Below are 18,333 nucleotides of genomic sequence, written 5' to 3' on the forward strand. Positions count from 1 at the left end.
ACGAGGGGCACTTCAGCCGATGCGCGCGAGTTCCCTGGGGTCTTCCGCCGCCCGGCCGGACCCGGCGTCGTCCGGCTCGCCGCCCTCCGGCTGCCCGAACCACGCCACCGCGACCGCGCCCGCCACCGCCAGCACGAACCCCACGACCGCCAGCCACGCGAACCCCGGCCGTGACGCGTCCCCCAGCCACCACACGCCGATCATGCCCGGCAGCACCGTCTCACCGACCACCAGCGCCGCCGTCGCCCCGTTCACCGAACCGATCTGCAGCGCGACGGTGTGCAGGTACATCCCGCCCACACCGGCGACGAGGATCGCGTACAGCGCCGGATCCGCCAGCAGCGCGCCCAGGTCGAACGGGTCGACGCCGTTCAGTACGCGTACGCCGACTCCCAGCGCGCCGAAGCCGAGCCCGGACAGCAGACCGGCCAGGATGGCCGCCCGCGCGCCCAGCAACCGCACCACGACCGTCCCGCCCACCATCAGCAGCAACGACACCGCCAGCAGCCACCAGTGCGTCGCGATCGGCGTGTGCCCGCTGCCCTCCGGCCCCGCCGCCGAGGCCAGCAGCACCAGCGCCGAGCAGACCACACCGATCGAGGTCCACTCGGCGCGCGTCAGCCGGATCCCGAGCATCCGCACACTCAGCACGGCCGTGATCACCAGGTTCGCGCTGATCACCGTCTGGGACAGGAACAGCGGCAGCATCCGGGCGGCCAGCGCGCCCAGCCCGAAACCGACGAAGTCGAGGATCGTGCCGACGATGAACTCCCACGTCATCGCCGCCTTGGCGGTCGACGACAGGGACGGCCCGCCGTGCCGGTTCGTCAGGTCCGCCGCCGCCTCGCGGCGGGCGGACTTGCGGGAGCCGACGGCCTGCAGGACCGAGCCCGTGCCGTAGCAGATCGAGGCCGCGACGGCCGTCAACAGTCCTATGAGCACGTCCGGCTCCGTTCATCGGTCGGGTGACTTACGTCTGCCAGACGGGAGAACGGGCCCGGGCGTTGCCTCCGTCAGGCAGGTGTGGCCGAGTCGCGGCCGGGCAGCACCAGGCCCAGCTCGTACGCCAGGATCACCGCCTGCGCACGGTCCCTGAGGCCCATCTTCGCGAACAGCCGGTTGATGTGGGTCTTCACCGTGTGGTCGGTGATGGTGAGCGCGTCCGCGATCTCGGCGTTCGACAGGCCCCTGGCGATCAGCACCAGCACCTCCACCTCCCGGGCGGTCAGCCCGTCGACCGGCCGTGGCGGCAGCACCCCCGCCCGCTGCCGGGCGAACTCCGCGACCAGCCGCCGTGTCACGGCCGGCGCCAGCAGCGCGTCGCCGCGCGCCACCACCCGCACCGCGTGCAACAGTTCCGGGAACGTCGCGTCCTTCAGCAGGAAACCGCTCGCACCCGCCGCCAGCGCGTCGTACACGTACTCGTCCAGGTCGAAGGTGGTCAGCATCAGCACCCTGGTCGCCCCACCGGACGCGGCGAGGATCTCGCGGGCCGCCTGGATGCCGTTCTTCTGCGGCATCCGGATGTCGAGCAGCGCCAGGTCCGGCCGCTGCTCGGCCGCCACCCGGACCGCCTGCGCCCCGTCCTCGGCCTCGCCGACCACCTGGATGTCGTCCTGGGTCGCGAGGAGGTTGACGAACCCGGTGCGGACCACCGCCTGGTCGTCGGCGACGATCGCCCTGATCACCAAGGGAGTTCCGCCTCCACGAGAAAGCCGCCGTTCGGTCCCGGTCCGGTGGTGACGCTTCCCCCGAGCAGCGCGGCCCGCTCGCGCATGCCGGTCAGGCCGTGGCCCGTCCCGTCCGGGGCCGGGGACGGGCCCGGGCCGTCGTCCGCGACACATATCGTCAGCCGGTCCGTCCCGTACACCACGTCCACCACCGTATGCGCTCCCGGCGCGTGCCTGCGCGCGTTGGTCAGCGCCTCCTGCACGATGCGGTACGCGGACAGCTCCCACCCGGCCGGCAGCGCGACCCGCTCACCGCTCACCCGCAGATCCGCGCGGCCGCCCACGGCCCGGTGCTGCTCCACCAGCTCGTCCAGCCCCGCCAGCGTCGGCTGCGGAGCCGTGGCCGCCCTGTCGTCGGGGCGGGTGCGCAACACCCCCAGCAGACGGCGCAGTTCGGCCATCGAGGAGCGGGCGGTGCCCGCGATCTGCTGGAGCGCGTCGCGCGCCTCGGGGGACAGGCCCGGGGTCGTGTACGTGGCGCTCTCCGCCTGTACGGCGATCATCGACACCGAGTGCGCGACGACATCGTGCAACTCCCGTGCGATGGCGGCCCGTTCGGCCTCGGCCGCCTGTCGCCGCTCCATCGCGAGCAACCGCTCCTGCGCGGCGGCCCGTTCGTTGCGCGCCTCCTCGCGGGCGCGTACGGCGTCGCCCGCGCTCACCGCGGCCAGGACCACCACCGTCAGCAGCAGCGTCTCGGCGTACAGGCCCGGGTCCAGCCGGTGGCTCTCGACGAGGGAGGGGCCCGCACCGGGGTTCAGGTCCCCCCACTTGCGGATGTGCACCAGGTTCACCCCCAGCGACGCCAGGGCGCCCGCGCCGACCAGCACCGCCGGATGCTGCACCCGGTGGCGGCCCAGGGTGTACAGGCCCGTCAGGCCGCTGATCACCGTCACGAGATAGAGGCTGGTGTCGGCGCCGAAGCCGATGAACGCGGCGGCGACCGTCACCAGCGCCACCTCCGGCCGGGCGCGACGCCACATCAGGGACGCCGAGGAGACCAGGACCGCCCCCGCCACCCACGGCGTCCCCGGCACCAGCGCCAGCTCCACCACCGTGCAGCCCGTGAGGGCCGCCCCGGTGACCCAGGGGTATGCGGGACTTCCGGCAAGCGCGTGCATGGCCCGATTGTCGCGGGACGCGGGCGGGGCGCGCGTCGGAGCACGGGTTGATCCATGGGCGTGCCCTCATGCCACGGGAGGAGCCGGAAGACCGTATTCACGTGTGACGCCCGGGAGTTCGGGCCTTCCTAGCCTCGACCGCATGATCGAGCGGAGTGGGAGCGGCGTGGTGTGGGCGGGGTGCGCCGCCGTCGCCGGTGGCCTCGCCGTGGTCTCGGACCTGACCCCGCACCGGGTGTGGGGCGTGGCGGCGGCGCTCGGCTACGGGGCGGCGGCGACGCTCGCGGGCCGCCCGGGCGTCGCCTCCGGCGCGGCCCTGCTGGGGGCGGTGGTCGTGCCGTTCGTGCTGCTCGTGGCGACCGGCCGGGGCCAGTTGGAAGTGGCCGTCGTCGAACGGTCCGGCGCGCTGCTGACAGCGACCGGCGTCCCGTACGCCCCGGAACCCGACGGGCTCGCGGACTACAACCCCTACCTGCCGGGGATGGCGGTCCTCGGGGCGCTGCCGGGGGACCCCCGGTGGTGGTCGGGCGCGGTGTTCCTCGCGTCGGTGGCCGCGGTACGGGCTTCGCCCGCGGTGACCGGCCTGGTGGCGGCGTGCCCCCTGGTCGCCCTGCCGCTGGCCGTGGGCGGTGTCGACCTGCCGGTCGCCGGCCTCGTGTGCCTGGGCCTCGCCCTCGCCGGACGGGGCCGGGCCGGGTGGGCCGGGCTCGCCCTGGGTGTCGCGGCGACGCTGAAGTGGACGGCCTGGCCCGCGCTGCCGGTGGCAGTCGCGCTGTTGGCGGGGGTGGGGGGCGGTACCGGTCGGCGGGCCGGTGGCGGCGGGGACGCCGGACGCCGGGTGCGGAGCCGTGGGTGGGGTCGGTGTGCGGCTGTGGCGGTCGGGGTCGCGGGGGTGGGTGTGGTGCCGGTTGCGCTGGTGGATCCCGGCGCCTTCTACGAGCACGTCGTCGCCTTCCCGCTCGGCCTGACCGGCACCGAGTCACCCGCCGCCAGCCCCTTCCCGGGGTGGCTGCTGGCCACGTACGCGCCCGGGGGCGCCGTCGTCGCGGGGGTGCTGCTGGCGGTGAGCGCCCTGCTCCTGGCCGCCTCCCTGCTGGTCAGGCCACCCCGGACCGTGCCCGCGGCGGCCCGGCGGCTGGCTCTCGGGCTGACCCTCGCGATCGCGTTCATGCCCGCGAGCCGGTTCGGCTACCTCGTCGTCCCGTTCGTCCTGCTCACCTGCCTCAGGGAGACCCCGTGCACCGTACGCTCGTCGTCACCAACGACTTCCCGCCCCGGCAGGGCGGCATCGAGACGTTCGTGAAGGCCATGGCGGACCGCTTCCCGCCCGACCGGCTCGTCGTGTACACCTCGGCGGAGGCGGGCGCCGCCGCGCACGACACCGCCCTGCCGTACCGGGTCGTCCGCGACCACACCAGGATGCTGCTGCCCACGCCGAGGGCGACCGCCCGGGCCGTCGCGCTCGCCCGCCGGCACGGTTGCGGCAGCGTCTGGTTCGGGGCCGCCGCCCCGCTCGGGCTGATGGCCGGCCGGCTGCGGCGCGAGGCCGGCGTGCGGCGCCTGGTCGCCACGACGCACGGCCACGAGGTGTGGTGGGCCCGCACGCCCGGTGCCCGGACCCTGCTGCGGCGCATCGGTGCGGAGGTGGACGTCGTCACCTACCTGGGCGCGAGCACCCGCGCCCCCATCGGCGACGCGCTCGGCCCGGACGCCCGGCTGGCGCGGCTCGTTCCGGGCGTGGACACCGGGGTGTTCCGGCCGGGCGGCGACCCCGGCCCCGTACGCCGCCGCTACGGGCTCGGCGACGCGCCCGTCGTCCTGTGCGCCGCCCGCCTGGTCGCCCGCAAGGGCCAGGACACCCTGATCCGTGCCCTGCCGGAGGTCCGCGCGCGGGTACCGGGCGCCCGTCTGCTGCTCGTCGGTTCGGGCCCGTACGAACGCCGGCTGCGGCGCCTGGCCGCCGAGCACGGGGTGACGGGTGCGGTGGTCCTCGCGGGCGGGCACGCGCACGCCGAACTGCCGTCGTTCTACGCGGCCGCCGACGTGTTCGCGATGCCCTGCCGAAGCCGGAAGCGCGGCCTGGAGGTGGAGGGCCTCGGCATCGTGTACCTGGAGGCGGCCGCGGCCGGTCTGCCGGTGGTGGCGGGCGACTCGGGCGGCGCGCCCGACACCGTACGGGACGGTGAGACCGGCCATGTCGTCGACGGCCAGGACGCCGGGGCGGTCGCCCACCGGCTGGTGGACCTGCTGACGGACCGCCGGGCCTCCCGGCTGATGGGGGAGAAGGGCCGTGACCGGGTCCTTCGCGAGTGGACGTGGGACCGGACGTACGACACTCTCGCCGGAATGCTGGGAGGCGGCGGACCGCCTCAGTGACGGAGCAGCGCGCAGACGAAGTCCTCCTGGACGCCGCGCAGCCGCTGGAGGAGCTCCGGGGTGGTGACCTCGTTGATCTGGGAGGTGACCGACACCGTCACCGACCGCTTGCCGTCGGGTGTGGCGGCGGCGAAGTGGGTGTAGCCGAAGATGTTGCCCGTGTGGCCGTGGACCACGCCGCAGCGGGTCGAGTACCGGAAGAGCGCCAGACCGGCCTCGTTGTGTCCGGGGCCGGGCGGCCCGGAGATCCCGTCGACCCACCGCGTCTGCTGTGTACGGGTCTTGGGCGACAGCAGCCGCCCGCCCGCGTACGCGCGCATGAAGACGTTCAGCTCGTGCGGGGTGGAGACCACCCCTCCCGACGCCCACACGGCCGACGCGCTGAGGATGGTGCTCACGTCCTCCGGCGGCTGCCCCGGCTCGACCGCGTAGCCGTGCAGGTACGGCCTGGGGAGCTGGTACCCGCGCGGCAGGCTGGTCTGACGCAGGCCGAGCGGGCGGTACACCAGGCGGCGCAGCAGTTCCTCGTACGGGACTCCCGTCACCGCCTCCGCCATGAGAGCCACCGCGATGTTGTCGGAGTTGTCGTAGCGGTAGCGCGATCCCGGCGGGAACATCAGGGGCTGGCCGGCGACGATGTCCAGCAGGGTGTGCGGGTCGAACTCACGGCGGGGGTCGGACGCCAGCAACTCCTGGAACTCCGGGTCCTCGGTGTAGTCCGGCAACCCGCTCCGGTGCTGCAGCAGGTGGCGGAGCGTCACCTTGTGCCACGCCTTGGGCAGGTGCGGCAGCCGCTTGCCGATCGTGTCGTCGAGCCGGAGCTTGCCCCGGTCCACGAGCTGGAGCGCCACCGCGCCGCTGTACGCCTTGGAGACACTGGCCAGACGCATGTGGTCGTCGGGCCGGGGCGGCCGTCCGGACTCCACGTCGGCCACACCGGCACGGTAGACCTTCACGTCCCGCCCCCGCTGGAGCAGGGCGATGGCCCCGGGCGGCCCGTCGGGCAGCCGCACGAGTTCTTCCAGGGCGTTCCGGAGGTCGCGGTCACCCGGGCCGTCGGGACGGCTGCCGGGGCGGTGCCCATCCGCCTGCGCCGGCCCGGTGAGCAGGGCGGCGGCACACGCTCCGGCCGCCAGAAGAGCGGCGGTGAGTCTCAGCCGGGTACGGAAGGGGCGTCGGCGGTGGGTGGGCGCTGCACGCATACCGGTGTACCTCCTGGGGGTTCGGGGGCGCCCGGCCGGGCCGGGTCGCTCAGGCCCCAGCATCCGGCGACCCCCCGGGCAGCGCCCGCCCGGTGGGCCATCCGGCGTCACAGGAGGGAACGGGTGAGCCGTTACCGCGCGCCGAGCCGCCGCAGCGCCTCCGGGGCCTCGTCCACGCTGTCGACGAGGGCGATGTACGGCTCCATCGAGCGGCCCGCGGCCAGGGCCTTGAGCAGCGGCCAGGTGGGCAGGTGCTCGGTCCAGTGGGCCCGGTTGACCAGGACCATGGGGGTCGGTTCGCCACGGGACTCGTAGTAGTTGGGGGTGGCGTTGTCGAAGATCTCCTGGACGGTGCCGGCGGCGCCGGGGAGGAAGACGACGCCCGCGGTGCAGCGGGCCAGCAGGCCGTCCTCCCGGGTGGCGTTCGCGAAGTACTTGGCCATGTGGGACGCGAAGGCGTTCGGCGGCTCGTGGCCGTAGAACCAGGTCGGGATGCCCACCGAGTCGCCGCCTCGCGGCCAGCGGGACCGTACCTCGAACGCCACCCGCGCCCAGTCGCCCACCGACGGCACGAACGACGGCTCCTTGCCGAGCAGCAGCAGCGCCTCCTCCAGCATGGCGTCGTCATGGGGGGCGGCGTACGCGCCCAGGTTGGCGGCCTCCATGGCACCGGGCCCGCCGCCCGTCGCGACGGTCAGCCCGGCGCGGGCGAGGCTCCGGCCGAGACGGGCGGCACCGGCGTACGCGTCCGTGCCGCGCGCCATGGCGTGCCCGCCCATCACGCCGACCACCCGCGCACCGGCGAGGTGCTCGTCCAGCGCGTCGGAGACGGCGTCGTCGTGCACGGCGCGCAGCATCGACCCGAAGATGTCGCCGTCCGTCTTCGTCCGCTGGAACCAGGCGTACGTGAGCGCGTCCGGCGTCCGCTCGTACCCCTGCTCGGCGAGGCCCGCGAAGAGTTCGTCGGGGGAGTACAGCAGCCCCCGGTACGGGTCGAACGGCAGATCGGGGACGGGTGGGAAGACGAGCGCCCCCTCGGCCCGCACCTTCGCGGCCGCGTCCGGCTCCATGCGGCAGCCGAGGAAGACGGCGCCCGTCACCGGAAGGGCGAGCAACGCGCCCGTACGGCCCGTCAGGTCGACGGACTGCAGGCGGTGCCCCACGAGACTGCCGCGCGCGGCCACCTCGTCGAACTCCTGAAGCGTCTCGATCTCTCGGTCGTGGCCGTGCCGGGGTGTGTGCGCCATGCCGCCACGATAGCCACCCCCGTCCGGCCCCCGGCCCGGCAGTCCGTCCGGCCCCGGCCTCTGAGGGTCCGGCGGTCCGGCCGTCCTACCGTCGCAGCGGCAGCGCCGCGAGCTCCGCCACCGCCCACGTCAGCGGGGCGAACACCACCAGCAGCGCCAGGGCGCGCAGGGCCACCGCCGCCCGGAGCATCGAGGCCGAGGCGCCCAGCCGCAGCAGCGCGTCCTTCGTGGTGACGCGGGTCTGCCGGGACTCCAGCGCCGCGGTCAGCAGCGTCGCGGTGGTGCACGTCATGACGAGCGCCGCGCCCAGCCCCGTCAGCGGGCCGAACGGATGGTCACCGGCCCGCTCGTACAGCGTCGTCGCCCCGATCGTCGCCGAGGCCACCGCGCAGGCCACGCCCAGCGGGCGGCCGATGCGCCGCGCCTCGTCCATCAGCGCGCGCCCCGCCAGCAGCCGGGTCACTCCCGGCCGGAACGTCTGGAGCAGCCGCCCGGTCAGGTGGGTGAGGCCCGGCCCGGCGACGGCGAGGCCGACCGCGGTGAGCGCCCAGCCGACCAGGACGCCCACCGGGCCGCCGCCGAAACCGCCCGGCAGCGGCAGGGCCGCCGCACCGCCGCCCCCGCCCCGGGAGGCGTACGTCTCGATCGCCACGCCCAGCGCGACCAGGGCCACGCCCCACGGCAGCCCGGCCGGCGGGCTCGCCGGGGCGGGCTCGGCGGTGTCCGGGTCGTCGTCCAGGACGGCCTTGCGGCGCGGCCGCAGGGTCAGGGCGGCGGAGGTGGACGCGACGACCGGCACGATCGCCAGCAGTGTGAGGGCGGCCGCCAGGGGCAGCGGCCGGCCGGCTCCGAGCAGTTCGGCGGAGGCCCCGTCGAACGGCAGGCCGGTGAGGTCGCCGCGCAGGTGCAGGAAGACGAGCAGGGCGACCATCGAGCCGAGGGTGCAGGACACGGCGGTCGACGCGGCGGCGACGGCGGCGAGCCGGGCCGGTCCCAGGCCGATCGCCGACAGTCCCGGGCGCGGCCGGGTGGCGGGGTCGGTACGGGCGACGGCGACCGCGAAGTGCACGGTCGCCGCGAGCGGCAGGGCGCACCAGGCCAGCCGGGTCAGGGCGGCCCCCGACTCGCCGGGGTGCCCGATCGCGTACCCCAGGGCGCACAGCAGCAGGAAGCCGACCCCGGCGGACGCGGCCGCGACGAGCAGCCGGCGCAGCAGCACCAGGGGGTGGGCGCCGCGGGCTAGACGGAGAGCGAGCACGCGTCGCGGCCCTCCGCTCCGTTGAGCTGTACGGAGTTGACGCGCCGTCCGTCGAGCAGGTGCGCCGTGCGGTCGGCGAGTGCCGCCACCTCCGGGTCGTGCGTGGCGAGCAGCACCGTGATGCGGTGCGAGCGGGCCGCGGCCGTCAGGGTGCGCAGCACCTGCGCGCCGTCGGCGCGGTGCAGGGGCGCGGTCGGTTCGTCGGCGAAGAGCAGCGAGGGCATGGTGACCAGGGCGCGGGCGATGGCGACGCGCTGACGCTGGGCCTGCGGGAGGGCGCGCGGCCGCAGGCGCGCGCAGTCGCCGGCGTCGAGGCGCTCCAGCCAGTCGAGTGCGGCGGCCTTGGCGGCGCGGCGGGAGGTGCCCCGCAGCATCAGCGGCAGGGCGGTGTTCTCCCAGGCGGTCAGTTCGGGGACGAGGTCGGGCTCGGGGCCGATCCAGCCGAACCGGTCGCGGCGCAGCCGCTCGCGCTGGAGGGAGGTCATGGTGTGCACCGGGGCGCTGTTGAACCAGACTTCGCCCTCGCGTGGGACGAGCCGGCCGGACAGGCAGCGCAGGAGGGTCGTCTTGCCGCTTCCGCGTGGCCCGCTGACGGCGAGGATCTCGCCCTCGCGCACGCCGAGGGAGACACCTTGAAGCGCGGGGGAGCCGTTGTGGGAGTGGTGCAGGGCGCGTGCCCAGAGCACGTCGTTGTCCGGCGGGGCCACCATGGCGTACACCTCGGTATCGGTTCTGATGTGTCGTTTCCCCGTACGTTGTTCCCCCGTACGGCGGAACGATGGTAGGGCGGATCGGTCACAGGAACCGTAGGGAGTGCCGAGCCGGGTGTCAGGACAGCACACGGCCCGGGTCCGCCCATCTCACTCGGATGGGGCAGGACCCGGGCCGCGGTCAGCCTACGATCGGACGATCACGTCGAGGGTTACAGCTTCGTCCAGGCCTCGGTGAGGGTGGCCCGGAGGATCTGCTCGATCTCGTCGAACGTGGACTGGTCGGAGATCAGCGGCGGCGCCAGCTGGACGACCGGGTCGCCGCGGTCGTCGGCACGGCAGTACAGGCCGTTGTCGAACAGCGCCTTGCTGAGGTACCCGTACAGGACGCGCTCGGTCTCCTCGTCGTTGAACGACTCCTTGGTGACCTTGTCCTTGACGAGCTCGATGCCGTAGAAGTAGCCGTTGCCCCGGACGTCGCCGACGATCGGCAGGTCGTGCAGCTTCTCCAGCGTGGCGCGGAAGGCGCCCTCGTTGTCCAGCACGTGCTGGTTGAGGTTCTCGCGCTCGAAGATGTCGAGGTTGGCGAGGCCGACGGCCGCGGAGACCGGGTGGCCACCGAAGGTGTAGCCGTGCAGGAAGGTGTTGTCACCCTTGTAGAACGGCTCCGCCAGACGGTCGGAGATGATGCAGGCGCCGATGGGGGAGTAGCCCGAGGTCATGCCCTTGGCGCAGGTGATCATGTCCGGGACGTAGTCGAACTTGTCGCACGCGAACATGGTGCCGAGGCGGCCGAAGGCGCAGATGACCTCGTCGGAGACGAGCAGCACGTCGTACTGGTCGCAGATCTCGCGCACGCGCTGGAAGTAGCCGGGCGGCGGCGGGAAGCAGCCGCCGGCGTTCTGCACCGGCTCCAGGAACACGGCGGCCACGGTGTCGGGACCCTCCATGAGGATCTGCTGCTCGATCTGGTCGGCGCACCAGCGGCCGAAGGCCTCGGGGTCGTCGCCGAAGAGCGGGGCGCGGTAGATGTTGGTGTTCGGCACCTTGTGCGCGCCGGGGACCAGCGGCTCGAAGGGGGCCTTCAGGCCGGGCAGGCCGGTGATGGACAGGGCGCCCTGCGGGGTGCCGTGGTAGGCGACCGCCCGGGAGATGACCTTGTGCTTGGTGGGCTTGCCCACCAGCTTGAAGTACTGCTTGGCCAGCTTCCAGGCGGTCTCGACCGCCTCGCCGCCGCCGGTGGTGAAGAAGACCTTGTTCAGGTCACCGGGGGCGTGGTGGGCGATGCGCTCGGCCAGCTCCACGGCCTTCGGGTGGGCGTAGGACCACACCGGGAAGAAGGCGAGCTCCTGGGCCTGCTTGTAGGCGGTCTCGGCGAGCTCCGTACGGCCGTGTCCGGCCTGGACCACGAACAGGCCGGCGAGGCCGTCGAGGTAGCGCTTGCCCTTGTCGTCGAAGATGTAGGTGCCCTCGCCGCGGACGATGGTCGGGACGGGGCTGTTCTCGTACGACGACATGCGGGTGAAGTGCATCCACAGGTGGTCGTAGGCGGTCTTGGAGAGGTCCTTGCTCACGGCTATCGGGTTCCCCACATATAGGTCTGCTTCTTGAGCTTGAGGTAGACGAAGCTCTCGGTGGAGCGCACGCCGGGGAGAGTGCGGATGCGCTTGTTGATCACATCCAGGAGGTGGTCGTCGTCCTCGCAGACGATCTCCACCATCAGGTCGAAGGAGCCCGCGGTCATCACCACGTACTCGCATTCGGCCATGGCCGTCACCGCGTCCGCCACCTGCTCCACATCGCCCTCGACGTTGATCCCGACCATCGCCTGACGGCGGAAGCCGACGGTGAGGGGGTCGGTGACGGCGACGATCTGCATGACGCCCTGATCGAGGAGCTTCTGGACGCGCTGTCGCACCGCCGCTTCGGACAGGCCCACGGCCTTGCCGATGGCGGCGTACGGACGGCGCCCGTCCTCCTGGAGCTGTTCGATGATCGCCAGGGATACGGCGTCGATCGTCGGTGACGATCCGTTCCCGGCCCTGGGGTCTGCGCTTCGACTGGCCACGTCTTCACTCTGCACCGAGTCTCGTCACTCGCGCAACCCCAGATCGAGGAAATTCGTTGTTCAGGAGATCCAATCCCACTGAATCCGAAGTTGTGGGGCGTCGGGCCTGTCGGAATCGTCGCATCAGCGATTAGGGTGGGGCTGTCCACTCCTTGGACACATGAGTTACCGAGAACCACGAGACCGACAGGAGGGGTGGCAAGTGACCACCGAGCTGCGTCGTCTGCGCAACTACATCAACGGGGAGTTCCGGGACGCCGCCGACGGACGGACCATCGACGTGGTCAACCCGGCCACCGGCGAGGTGTACGCCACTTCTCCGCTCTCCGGCCAGGCCGACGTCGACGCTGCCATGGAGGCCGCCGCGGCCGCCTTCCCCGCCTGGCGCGACACCACGCCGGCCGAGCGCCAGAAAGTCCTCCTGAAGATCGCCGACGCCTTCGAGGAGCGCGCCGAGGACCTCATCGCCGCCGAGTCGGAGAACACCGGCAAGCCGATCGAGCTCACCCGCACCGAAGAGATCCCGCCGATGGTGGACCAGATCCGCTTCTTCGCGGGCGCCGCCCGGATGCTCGAGGGCAAGTCCGCCGGCGAGTACATGGAGGGCATGACCTCGATCATCCGCCGCGAGCCGGTCGGCGTCTGCGCGCAGGTCGCGCCGTGGAACTACCCGATGATGATGGCCGTGTGGAAGTTCGCCCCGGCGCTCGCCGCGGGCAACACCGTCGTCCTCAAGCCGTCGGACACCACCCCGGCCTCCACCGTGCTGATCGCCGAGATCATCGGTTCCATCGTCCCCAAGGGCGTCTTCAACGTCATCTGCGGCGACCGCGAGACCGGCCGCGCCATGGTCGAGCACCCGACCCCCGCGATGGCCTCCATCACCGGCTCCGTACGCGCCGGCATGCAGGTCGCCGAGTCCGCCGCCAAGGACGTCAAGCGCGTCCACCTGGAGCTCGGCGGCAAGGCGCCGGTCGTCGTCTTCGAGGACACCGACATCGCCAAGGCCGTCGAGGACATCTCCGTCGCCGGCTTCTTCAACGCCGGCCAGGACTGCACCGCCGCCACGCGCGTCCTCGTCCACGAGTCCATCCACGACGAGTTCGTCTCCGCGCTGGCCAAGGCCGCCTCCGAGACCAAGACCGGTCAGCCGGACGACGCGGACGTGCTGTACGGCCCGCTCAACAACGCCAACCAGCTCAAGCAGGTCACCGGCTTCATCGACCGCCTCCCCGCCCACGCCAAGGTCGAGGCGGGCGGCCACCGGGTCGGCGACAAGGGCTACTTCTACGCCCCGACCGTCGTCTCCGGCCTCAAGCAGGACGACGAGATCGTGCAGAACGAGGTCTTCGGCCCCGTCATCACCGTCCAGTCGTTCCGCGACGAGGAGCAGGCCGTCACGTACGCCAACGGCGTCGAGTACGCCCTGGCGTCCTCCGTGTGGACCAAGGACCACGCCCGTGCGATGCGCATGTCCAAGGCGCTGGACTTCGGCTGCGTCTGGATCAACACCCACATCCCGCTCGTCGCGGAGATGCCGCACGGCGGCTTCAAGAAGTCCGGCTACGGCAAGGACCTCTCGGCGTACGGCTTCGAGGACTACACGCGTGTCAAGCACGTCATGACCTCGCTGGCCTGACCCCCGACGCACCGCACGCGGGCGGGCCGGGTCTCCCCGGTCCGCCCGCGGCCTTTCCCGCCGCGTATGACCGCGCCGCCCACGGGTACCCGCCGGCCATGAACGACAAGAAGCCACAGGAACGCGCCCGCGAACGCAGCGAGGAAGAGCCCGGAGCCCACTCGGGCGCCGAGCGCCAGGCCGGCCGCCGCACCGTCCCCGGCACCGCGAGCGCCGCGGAGGGCTACCGGCCCAAGGAGGGCACCGAGGGCGGCGAACCGCTCAAGGGAGTGGAGGCCGAGGAGGACGACACCCAGTAACGCCGCGCCCCGCACGGCCGGCGCCCGAAGCGGTGCCGGGGCCCTGTGCAAACGCGCGGTAAACCCCGGCGTACGCTGCGGATATGAGCGAGACACGCGCCCTGCTGCGGCGCATACGTGTGTGGTTGGTGGTTTTCATCGTCTGCCTGGTGCTGAGCGGGGTCACGGCTTTCCCCCTCGTCACCGAACTGCACCTCGCCCAGGACGCACTGAACAGCTGGGCGTCCCCCGTCGCCGACGCCTTCCCGGGCCTCCAGGAGTGGATCGCGCGCGTACGCGTCGGCCTCGACACCGCCGACGAGCAGTACCCCTTCCTGCTCTACGGGACCGATTGGCTCGCCTTCGCCCACCTCGTCATCGCGGTCGCCTTCTACGGGCCGTACCGGGACCCCGTGCGCAACATCTGGGTGATCGAGTTCGGGATGATCGCCTGCGCGGGGATCATCCCCCTCGCCCTCATCTGCGGCCCCATCCGGGGCATCCCCTTCTGGTGGTCCGTGATCGACATGTCCTTCGGCGTCTTCGGTGTGCTACCGCTGCTCGTCGTACGCCGCATGATCAAGCGCCTGGAGTCACTGACCGCCCCGGTCGCCGGCGCCCGGACGCTCGCCGCCTGACCGGGCCGGACGGCCGGGTCACGGCTTGCGGGCGACCGCGCCGAACTGTGCCACCTCCGTGGCCGCCGCGAACCGCCAGCTCGCGCACGACACGATGCCCGGCTCCAGCACCTCCAGACCGTCCAGGAACGACGCGAACTCCGCCCGGCTGCGGGCGGTGATGGGCGGCGTGGCGTTCTTGTTCCAGAACTCCATCGCCTCCGCGTTGCCCTCGCCCCCCAGCTCCAGGGTCGGGTGCGTCAGCACCAGATGACTGCCGGACGGCACCGCGTCCATCAGCGTCCGTACGATCGAACGGGCCTCGTCCGTGTCCAGGACGAAGTTGAGGATGCCGAGCATCATCACGGCGACCGGCCGGTCCAGGTCCAGGACCGGCCGCACTGCCTCCAGGATCCGCTCCGGCCGGTGCGCGTCCGCGTCGACGTACTCCGTGACGCCCTCCGGGGAACCGGTGAGCAGCGCACGGGCGTGGGAGAGGACGATCGGGTCGTTGTCGACGTACACGACCCGCGCGTCGGGGGCGATCCGCTGCGCGACCTCATGGGTGTTGTCGGCGGTCGGCAGGCCGGTGCCGATGTCCAGGAACTGCCGTACGCCCGCCTCGCCCGCCAGGTACGTCACCGCCCGGCCGAGGAACGCCCGGTCGGCACGCGCCACCTCGCCGATGCTCGGATACATCGCCACGACCTGGTTGCCGACCGCGCGGTCGACGGGGTAATTGTCCTTGCCGCCCAGCCAGTAGTTCCAGACGCGGGCGTTGTGCGCGATGTCGGTGCGGATCCTGTCGTTCACGTGCCGCTTCCCCTCAGTACGGTGCTCAGCGCGTCCACACGGTTGGTGGTGATCGAGTCCACCCCGTCGGCGATCAACCTACGCATGGTTCTGCGGGTGTCGGCCGTCCACGCGGAAACCAGCAGCCCGTCCCGGTGAATCCGGTCCGTCAGGGCCCGGCCGACCAGCCCGAAACGGTAGTTGAGCCAGCGCGGCGCCACCGCCGACAGCAGTACCGGACGCGGCGGGGCCAGCGTCGTCCAGGTCAGGGCGATCTCGGCGCCCGGCTCGGCGGCCCGGACCAGCAGCATGGCGGCCGCGCTGGAGCAGTAGTACACCCGGTCGCCGGCGCCGCACTCGCGGACCGTGCCGACGATGGTGCGCACCGACCGCTCCGTGGCGCCCGGAAGGTCGATCATCACCCGGTGCCCGCCCACCGCGTCGAGCGCCTCGGCCAGCGTCGGCACGCCCTCCGCACCGGTCAGCGCCCGCAGCTCGTCCAGCGTGACCCGCGCCAGCGGCCGGTCGACGCCCCACAGGCGCTTCAGCGTCTCGTCGTGAAGGAGGACCGGCACGCCGTCGCGGGTGAGCCGTACGTCGATCTCGACCGCGTCCGCGCCGCGCGCGATCGCCGACCGGAGTGACGCCGCCGTGTTCTCACGGACGCGGTACGGGTCGCCCCGGTGCCCCACCACGGTGACGGCACGCATCAGCGGCGGAGCCACTCGGTGGTGTACCCGTCGATCTCGGCGGCGATCCTGGCCTTGCCGGCCGGGTCGAGGAACGAGGCCTTCACCGCGTTCTTGGCGAGCTCGGCGACCCCCTGCTCGTCCAGCCCCAGCAGCCGGGCGGCGACCTCGTACTCGTTGTTGAGGTCGGTGCCGAACATCGGCGGGTCGTCGGAGTTGATGGTCACCAGCACTCCGGCGGCAACCATCTCCTTGAGCGGGTGCTCGTCGATGTCCAGGACCGCCCGGGTGGCGATGTTGGAGGTCGGGCACACCTCCAGGGCGATGCGGTGCTCCGCGAGGTGGGCCAGCAGGCCGGGGTCCCGCGTGGAACTGGTGCCGTGGCCGATGCGCTCCGCGCGCAGCTCGGTCAGGGCGTCCCACACGGTCTGCGGGCCGGTCGTCTCGCCGGCGTGCGGCACGGAGTGCAGACCGGCGGCGATGGCCCGGTCGAAGTACGGCTTGAACTGCGGGCGCGGTACGCCGATCTCCGGGCCGCCCAGCCCGAACGACACGAGGCCCTCGGGGCGCAGGTCCACCGCGAGCCGGGCGGTCTCCTCGGCCGCCTCGAGGCCGGCCTCGCCGGGGATGTCGAAGCACCAGCGCAGGACGACTCCCAGCTCCCTCTCGGCGGCGAGGCGGGCGTCCTCGATGGCGGCCATGAACGCCTTCTCGTCGATGCCGCGCCGGGTGGAGCTGAACGGTGTGACGGTCAGCTCCGCGTACCGGATGTTCTGCCGAGCCATGTCCCTGGCGACCTCGTACGTCAGCAGCCGGACGTCCTCCGGTGTCCTGATGAGGTCCACCACCGACAGGTACACCTCGATGAAGTGCGCGAAGTCGGTGAAGGTGAAGTAGTCGACGAGGGCCTCGGGGTCCGTGGGGACCTTCGAGTCGGGGTGGCGGGCGGCCAGTTCGGCGACGATCCGCGGCGAGGCCGAGCCGACGTGGTGGACGTGCAGTTCGGCCTTGGGCAGCCCCGCGATGAAGGGGTGGAGATCGGTCATCGGGTCCTCCGAGTGCGGTTCGCTCGCCGGGCTGGTCAAGGATCATCGTAGGGCGGCCGTTAGCATGACCGGACACGATGGGGGAGGGCCCATGACAGAGAAGAGCGATCCGAACGATCCGTGGGCTCCGCCGGAGAGCAGGTCGCCCCAGGGCGCGGCCGAACCGTCGCCCTACCAGCCGCCGTCGCCGGGGGTGCACGACCAGCCGACGATGACGTCGGTACCGGGCGCCGACCTGCCGCCGCCCCCGATAGCCCCGGGCGGCCCCGCCCAGGCCTCCCCGGGCCTGTACGGCTACCCCGCCCCCACCCCGCCCACCGGGACGTACGGCTACCCCGGTTACCCCGGCTACGGCGCCTACGGCCAGCCCGGCTGGCAGCAGGCCCCGGCCAACGGCATGGGCATCGCCGCGCTCGTCCTCGGCATCATCTCGGTGGTGTTCTTCTGCCTGTGGGGCCTGGGGATCATTCTGGCCGTCCTGGCGCTGATCTTCGGCATCATCGGCCGCAAGAAGGCACAGCGGGGAGAGGCGAACAACCACGGTATGGCCCTCGCCGGGATCATCCTCGGCGCGGTGGGCATCGTCGCCGGCGGTGCGTTCCTGGCGTTCCTGATCTGGACGGTCGTGACCGACGAGGGCCGGTCCACCTACGAGGACGAGCACGGCCACGACCCCTTCGACACGTCCCTGGTCGTCCCGGCCCGCACCTGACGCACCGGGGCTCCGCCCCGAACCACCCCGTCCCGCCCTGCGGCCACCCCCGCCCGCCGGGCAGGCACCGTGCCACGGCCACCGCCAACGGGACCGCCCTTTGGGGCCCACCGGGCAAGGGCGCCGCCCGTGGGCGGGGCCGGCGCCCACCGCGGGTGCGGCACCGCCCCGTGGGCGGGACCGGCGAACCCCGCGGGAACAGGACCGCCCCGTGGGCGGGACCGGCGAACCCCGCGGGAACAGGACCGCCCCTCAGCCGCCCGCCGCCGCGCCCCGCAGCCGGGTCCTGGCCTCCATCAGGGCGAAGCCCAGGAGGTTCAGGCCCCGCCAGTGGGCCGGATCGTGGGCGCGCTCGTCGTCGGCGGCGAGGCCGATGCCCCAGACGCGGTCCACGGGGCTCGCCTCCACCAGGACGCGGTCACCCGTCGACAGCAGGAACTCCCGCAGCTCCGGGTCCGCGGCGAACTTGTGCTCGCTGCCCGCGACCACGATGCCGAACCGCTCCCGCTTCCATATCGCCTCGTCGAAGCCGCGCACCAGCCGGCCCGCCTTCTTGGCGAGCGCGGGGTTCGGCGCCTCGACGGCCTGTCGCTCGGCGTCCGCGTCGCCGAAGAGCCGGGCCTTGGACGCCATCATCCAGTGCTCCGCCGTCGCGTACTCCACGCCGTCGACCGTGAACGGCGACGGCCACCACTGACTCAGACAGCTCGCCCCGATCCTGCCGTCCCGCCTCGGCGTGTGCCCCCAGAAGTGCAGGAATCTCACGCGCTCACCCGCGCTGACCTGCCCGATCAGCTCGTGGATCTTTTCCATGCACGCCAGTCTGGCAGTCACCACTGACACAACGT

Annotated in this window: 19 protein-coding genes; 6 read left to right on the forward strand and 13 right to left on the reverse strand. The window is 72.8% G+C overall.

What is annotated here, in order from left to right; translation table 11 throughout:
• Window positions 1-12: 12 nt before the first annotated feature.
• The 3 genes from ACZ6C1_RS02855 to ACZ6C1_RS02865 all read right to left on the reverse strand — a co-directional run bounded on the left by ACZ6C1_RS02855 (window position 13) and on the right by ACZ6C1_RS02865 (window position 2,851).
• A complete protein-coding gene (locus tag ACZ6C1_RS02855; protein ID WP_469236984.1) occupies window positions 13-942 on the reverse strand; it encodes a DMT family protein in 930 nt (309 codons plus the stop codon).
• 71 nt (window positions 943-1,013) lie between these two features.
• Window positions 1,014-1,691: a response regulator gene (locus ACZ6C1_RS02860; RefSeq protein ID WP_469236986.1), complete on the reverse strand. Its 678-nt coding sequence runs from the start codon at window positions 1,689-1,691 to the stop codon at window positions 1,014-1,016.
• Entirely contained in the window at window positions 1,685-2,851 is a 1,167-nt protein-coding gene (locus ACZ6C1_RS02865; RefSeq protein WP_469236988.1) for a sensor histidine kinase, read from the reverse strand. The genes ACZ6C1_RS02860 and ACZ6C1_RS02865 overlap by 7 nt, the downstream gene beginning before the upstream one ends.
• Window positions 2,852-2,993: 142 nt before the next feature.
• On the opposite strand from ACZ6C1_RS02865, the gene ACZ6C1_RS02870 reads away from it, so the two are divergent.
• Both ACZ6C1_RS02870 and ACZ6C1_RS02875 read left to right on the forward strand, forming a co-directional pair.
• Complete coding sequence (locus ACZ6C1_RS02870) at window positions 2,994-4,154, forward strand: glycosyltransferase 87 family protein (RefSeq protein WP_469236989.1); 1,161 nt, start codon at window positions 2,994-2,996, stop codon at window positions 4,152-4,154.
• A complete protein-coding gene (locus ACZ6C1_RS02875) occupies window positions 4,088-5,227 on the forward strand; it encodes a glycosyltransferase family 4 protein (protein ID WP_469236991.1) in 1,140 nt (379 codons plus the stop codon). Before ACZ6C1_RS02870 ends, ACZ6C1_RS02875 begins: the two co-directional genes overlap by 67 nt.
• Here the strand turns inward: ACZ6C1_RS02875 and ACZ6C1_RS02880 are convergent.
• The 6 genes from ACZ6C1_RS02880 to ACZ6C1_RS02905 all read right to left on the reverse strand — a co-directional run bounded on the left by ACZ6C1_RS02880 (window position 5,221) and on the right by ACZ6C1_RS02905 (window position 11,727).
• Window positions 5,221-6,429, reverse strand: coding sequence for a serine hydrolase domain-containing protein (locus tag ACZ6C1_RS02880; RefSeq protein WP_469236993.1), 1,209 nt, complete (start codon window positions 6,427-6,429; stop codon window positions 5,221-5,223). The genes ACZ6C1_RS02875 and ACZ6C1_RS02880 overlap by 7 nt on opposite strands.
• Window positions 6,430-6,560: 131 nt before the next feature.
• Entirely contained in the window at window positions 6,561-7,676 is a 1,116-nt protein-coding gene (locus tag ACZ6C1_RS02885; RefSeq protein ID WP_469236995.1) for an LOG family protein, read from the reverse strand.
• Between the two features lie 85 nt (window positions 7,677-7,761).
• On the reverse strand, window positions 7,762-8,934 hold the full coding sequence (locus ACZ6C1_RS02890; protein WP_469236997.1) for a hypothetical protein: 1,173 nt from the start codon (window positions 8,932-8,934) through the stop codon (window positions 7,762-7,764).
• Window positions 8,916-9,644, reverse strand: coding sequence for an ABC transporter ATP-binding protein (locus ACZ6C1_RS02895; RefSeq protein ID WP_469236998.1), 729 nt, complete (start codon window positions 9,642-9,644; stop codon window positions 8,916-8,918). The genes ACZ6C1_RS02890 and ACZ6C1_RS02895 overlap by 19 nt, the downstream gene beginning before the upstream one ends.
• Window positions 9,645-9,856: 212 nt before the next feature.
• Window positions 9,857-11,236: an aspartate aminotransferase family protein gene (locus tag ACZ6C1_RS02900; RefSeq protein ID WP_469237000.1), complete on the reverse strand. Its 1,380-nt coding sequence runs from the start codon at window positions 11,234-11,236 to the stop codon at window positions 9,857-9,859.
• Complete coding sequence (locus ACZ6C1_RS02905) at window positions 11,221-11,727, reverse strand: Lrp/AsnC family transcriptional regulator (RefSeq protein ID WP_351817875.1); 507 nt, start codon at window positions 11,725-11,727, stop codon at window positions 11,221-11,223. Before ACZ6C1_RS02905 ends, ACZ6C1_RS02900 begins: the two co-directional genes overlap by 16 nt.
• A gap of 187 nt (window positions 11,728-11,914) precedes the next feature.
• On the opposite strand from ACZ6C1_RS02905, the gene ACZ6C1_RS02910 reads away from it, so the two are divergent.
• The 3 genes from ACZ6C1_RS02910 (at window position 11,915) to ACZ6C1_RS02920 (ending at window position 14,267) form a co-directional block, all read left to right on the forward strand.
• The gene (locus ACZ6C1_RS02910) at window positions 11,915-13,351 is read left to right on the forward strand and encodes a gamma-aminobutyraldehyde dehydrogenase (protein ID WP_469237002.1); all 1,437 of its coding nucleotides are present in this window, start codon (window positions 11,915-11,917) and stop codon (window positions 13,349-13,351) included.
• Between the two features lie 98 nt (window positions 13,352-13,449).
• Window positions 13,450-13,650, forward strand: a complete 201-nt coding sequence (locus ACZ6C1_RS02915; protein WP_469237004.1) for a hypothetical protein — start codon at window positions 13,450-13,452, stop codon at window positions 13,648-13,650.
• 83 nt (window positions 13,651-13,733) lie between these two features.
• Window positions 13,734-14,267 (forward strand): hypothetical protein, encoded by a 534-nt coding sequence (locus ACZ6C1_RS02920; protein WP_469237005.1) that lies wholly within the window; start codon window positions 13,734-13,736, stop codon window positions 14,265-14,267.
• A gap of 18 nt (window positions 14,268-14,285) precedes the next feature.
• On the opposite strand, the gene ACZ6C1_RS02925 is transcribed toward ACZ6C1_RS02920, so the two are convergent.
• From ACZ6C1_RS02925 to ACZ6C1_RS02935, 3 genes are read right to left on the reverse strand one after another with little or no spacing between them, the layout of a single operon-like run.
• Window positions 14,286-15,059 carry an SAM-dependent methyltransferase gene (locus tag ACZ6C1_RS02925; protein ID WP_469237006.1) on the reverse strand — a complete coding sequence of 258 codons (774 nt, stop codon included), beginning with the start codon at window positions 15,057-15,059 and terminating at the stop codon, window positions 14,286-14,288.
• Entirely contained in the window at window positions 15,056-15,748 is a 693-nt protein-coding gene (locus tag ACZ6C1_RS02930; protein ID WP_469237008.1) for a glycerophosphodiester phosphodiesterase, read from the reverse strand. Before ACZ6C1_RS02930 ends, ACZ6C1_RS02925 begins: the two co-directional genes overlap by 4 nt.
• Window positions 15,748-16,773 carry an adenosine deaminase gene (locus tag ACZ6C1_RS02935; protein WP_469237009.1) on the reverse strand — a complete coding sequence of 342 codons (1,026 nt, stop codon included), beginning with the start codon at window positions 16,771-16,773 and terminating at the stop codon, window positions 15,748-15,750. The genes ACZ6C1_RS02930 and ACZ6C1_RS02935 overlap by 1 nt, the downstream gene beginning before the upstream one ends.
• A gap of 91 nt (window positions 16,774-16,864) precedes the next feature.
• On the opposite strand from ACZ6C1_RS02935, the gene ACZ6C1_RS02940 reads away from it, so the two are divergent.
• Entirely contained in the window at window positions 16,865-17,485 is a 621-nt protein-coding gene (locus tag ACZ6C1_RS02940) for a DUF4190 domain-containing protein (protein ID WP_469237011.1), read from the forward strand.
• Between the two features lie 252 nt (window positions 17,486-17,737).
• On the opposite strand, the gene ACZ6C1_RS02945 is transcribed toward ACZ6C1_RS02940, so the two are convergent.
• Window positions 17,738-18,298, reverse strand: coding sequence for an NADAR family protein (locus tag ACZ6C1_RS02945; RefSeq protein WP_469237012.1), 561 nt, complete (start codon window positions 18,296-18,298; stop codon window positions 17,738-17,740).
• Window positions 18,299-18,333: the final 35 nt, after the last annotated feature.

Source organism: Streptomyces sp. NPDC041796 (assembly GCF_055590785.1).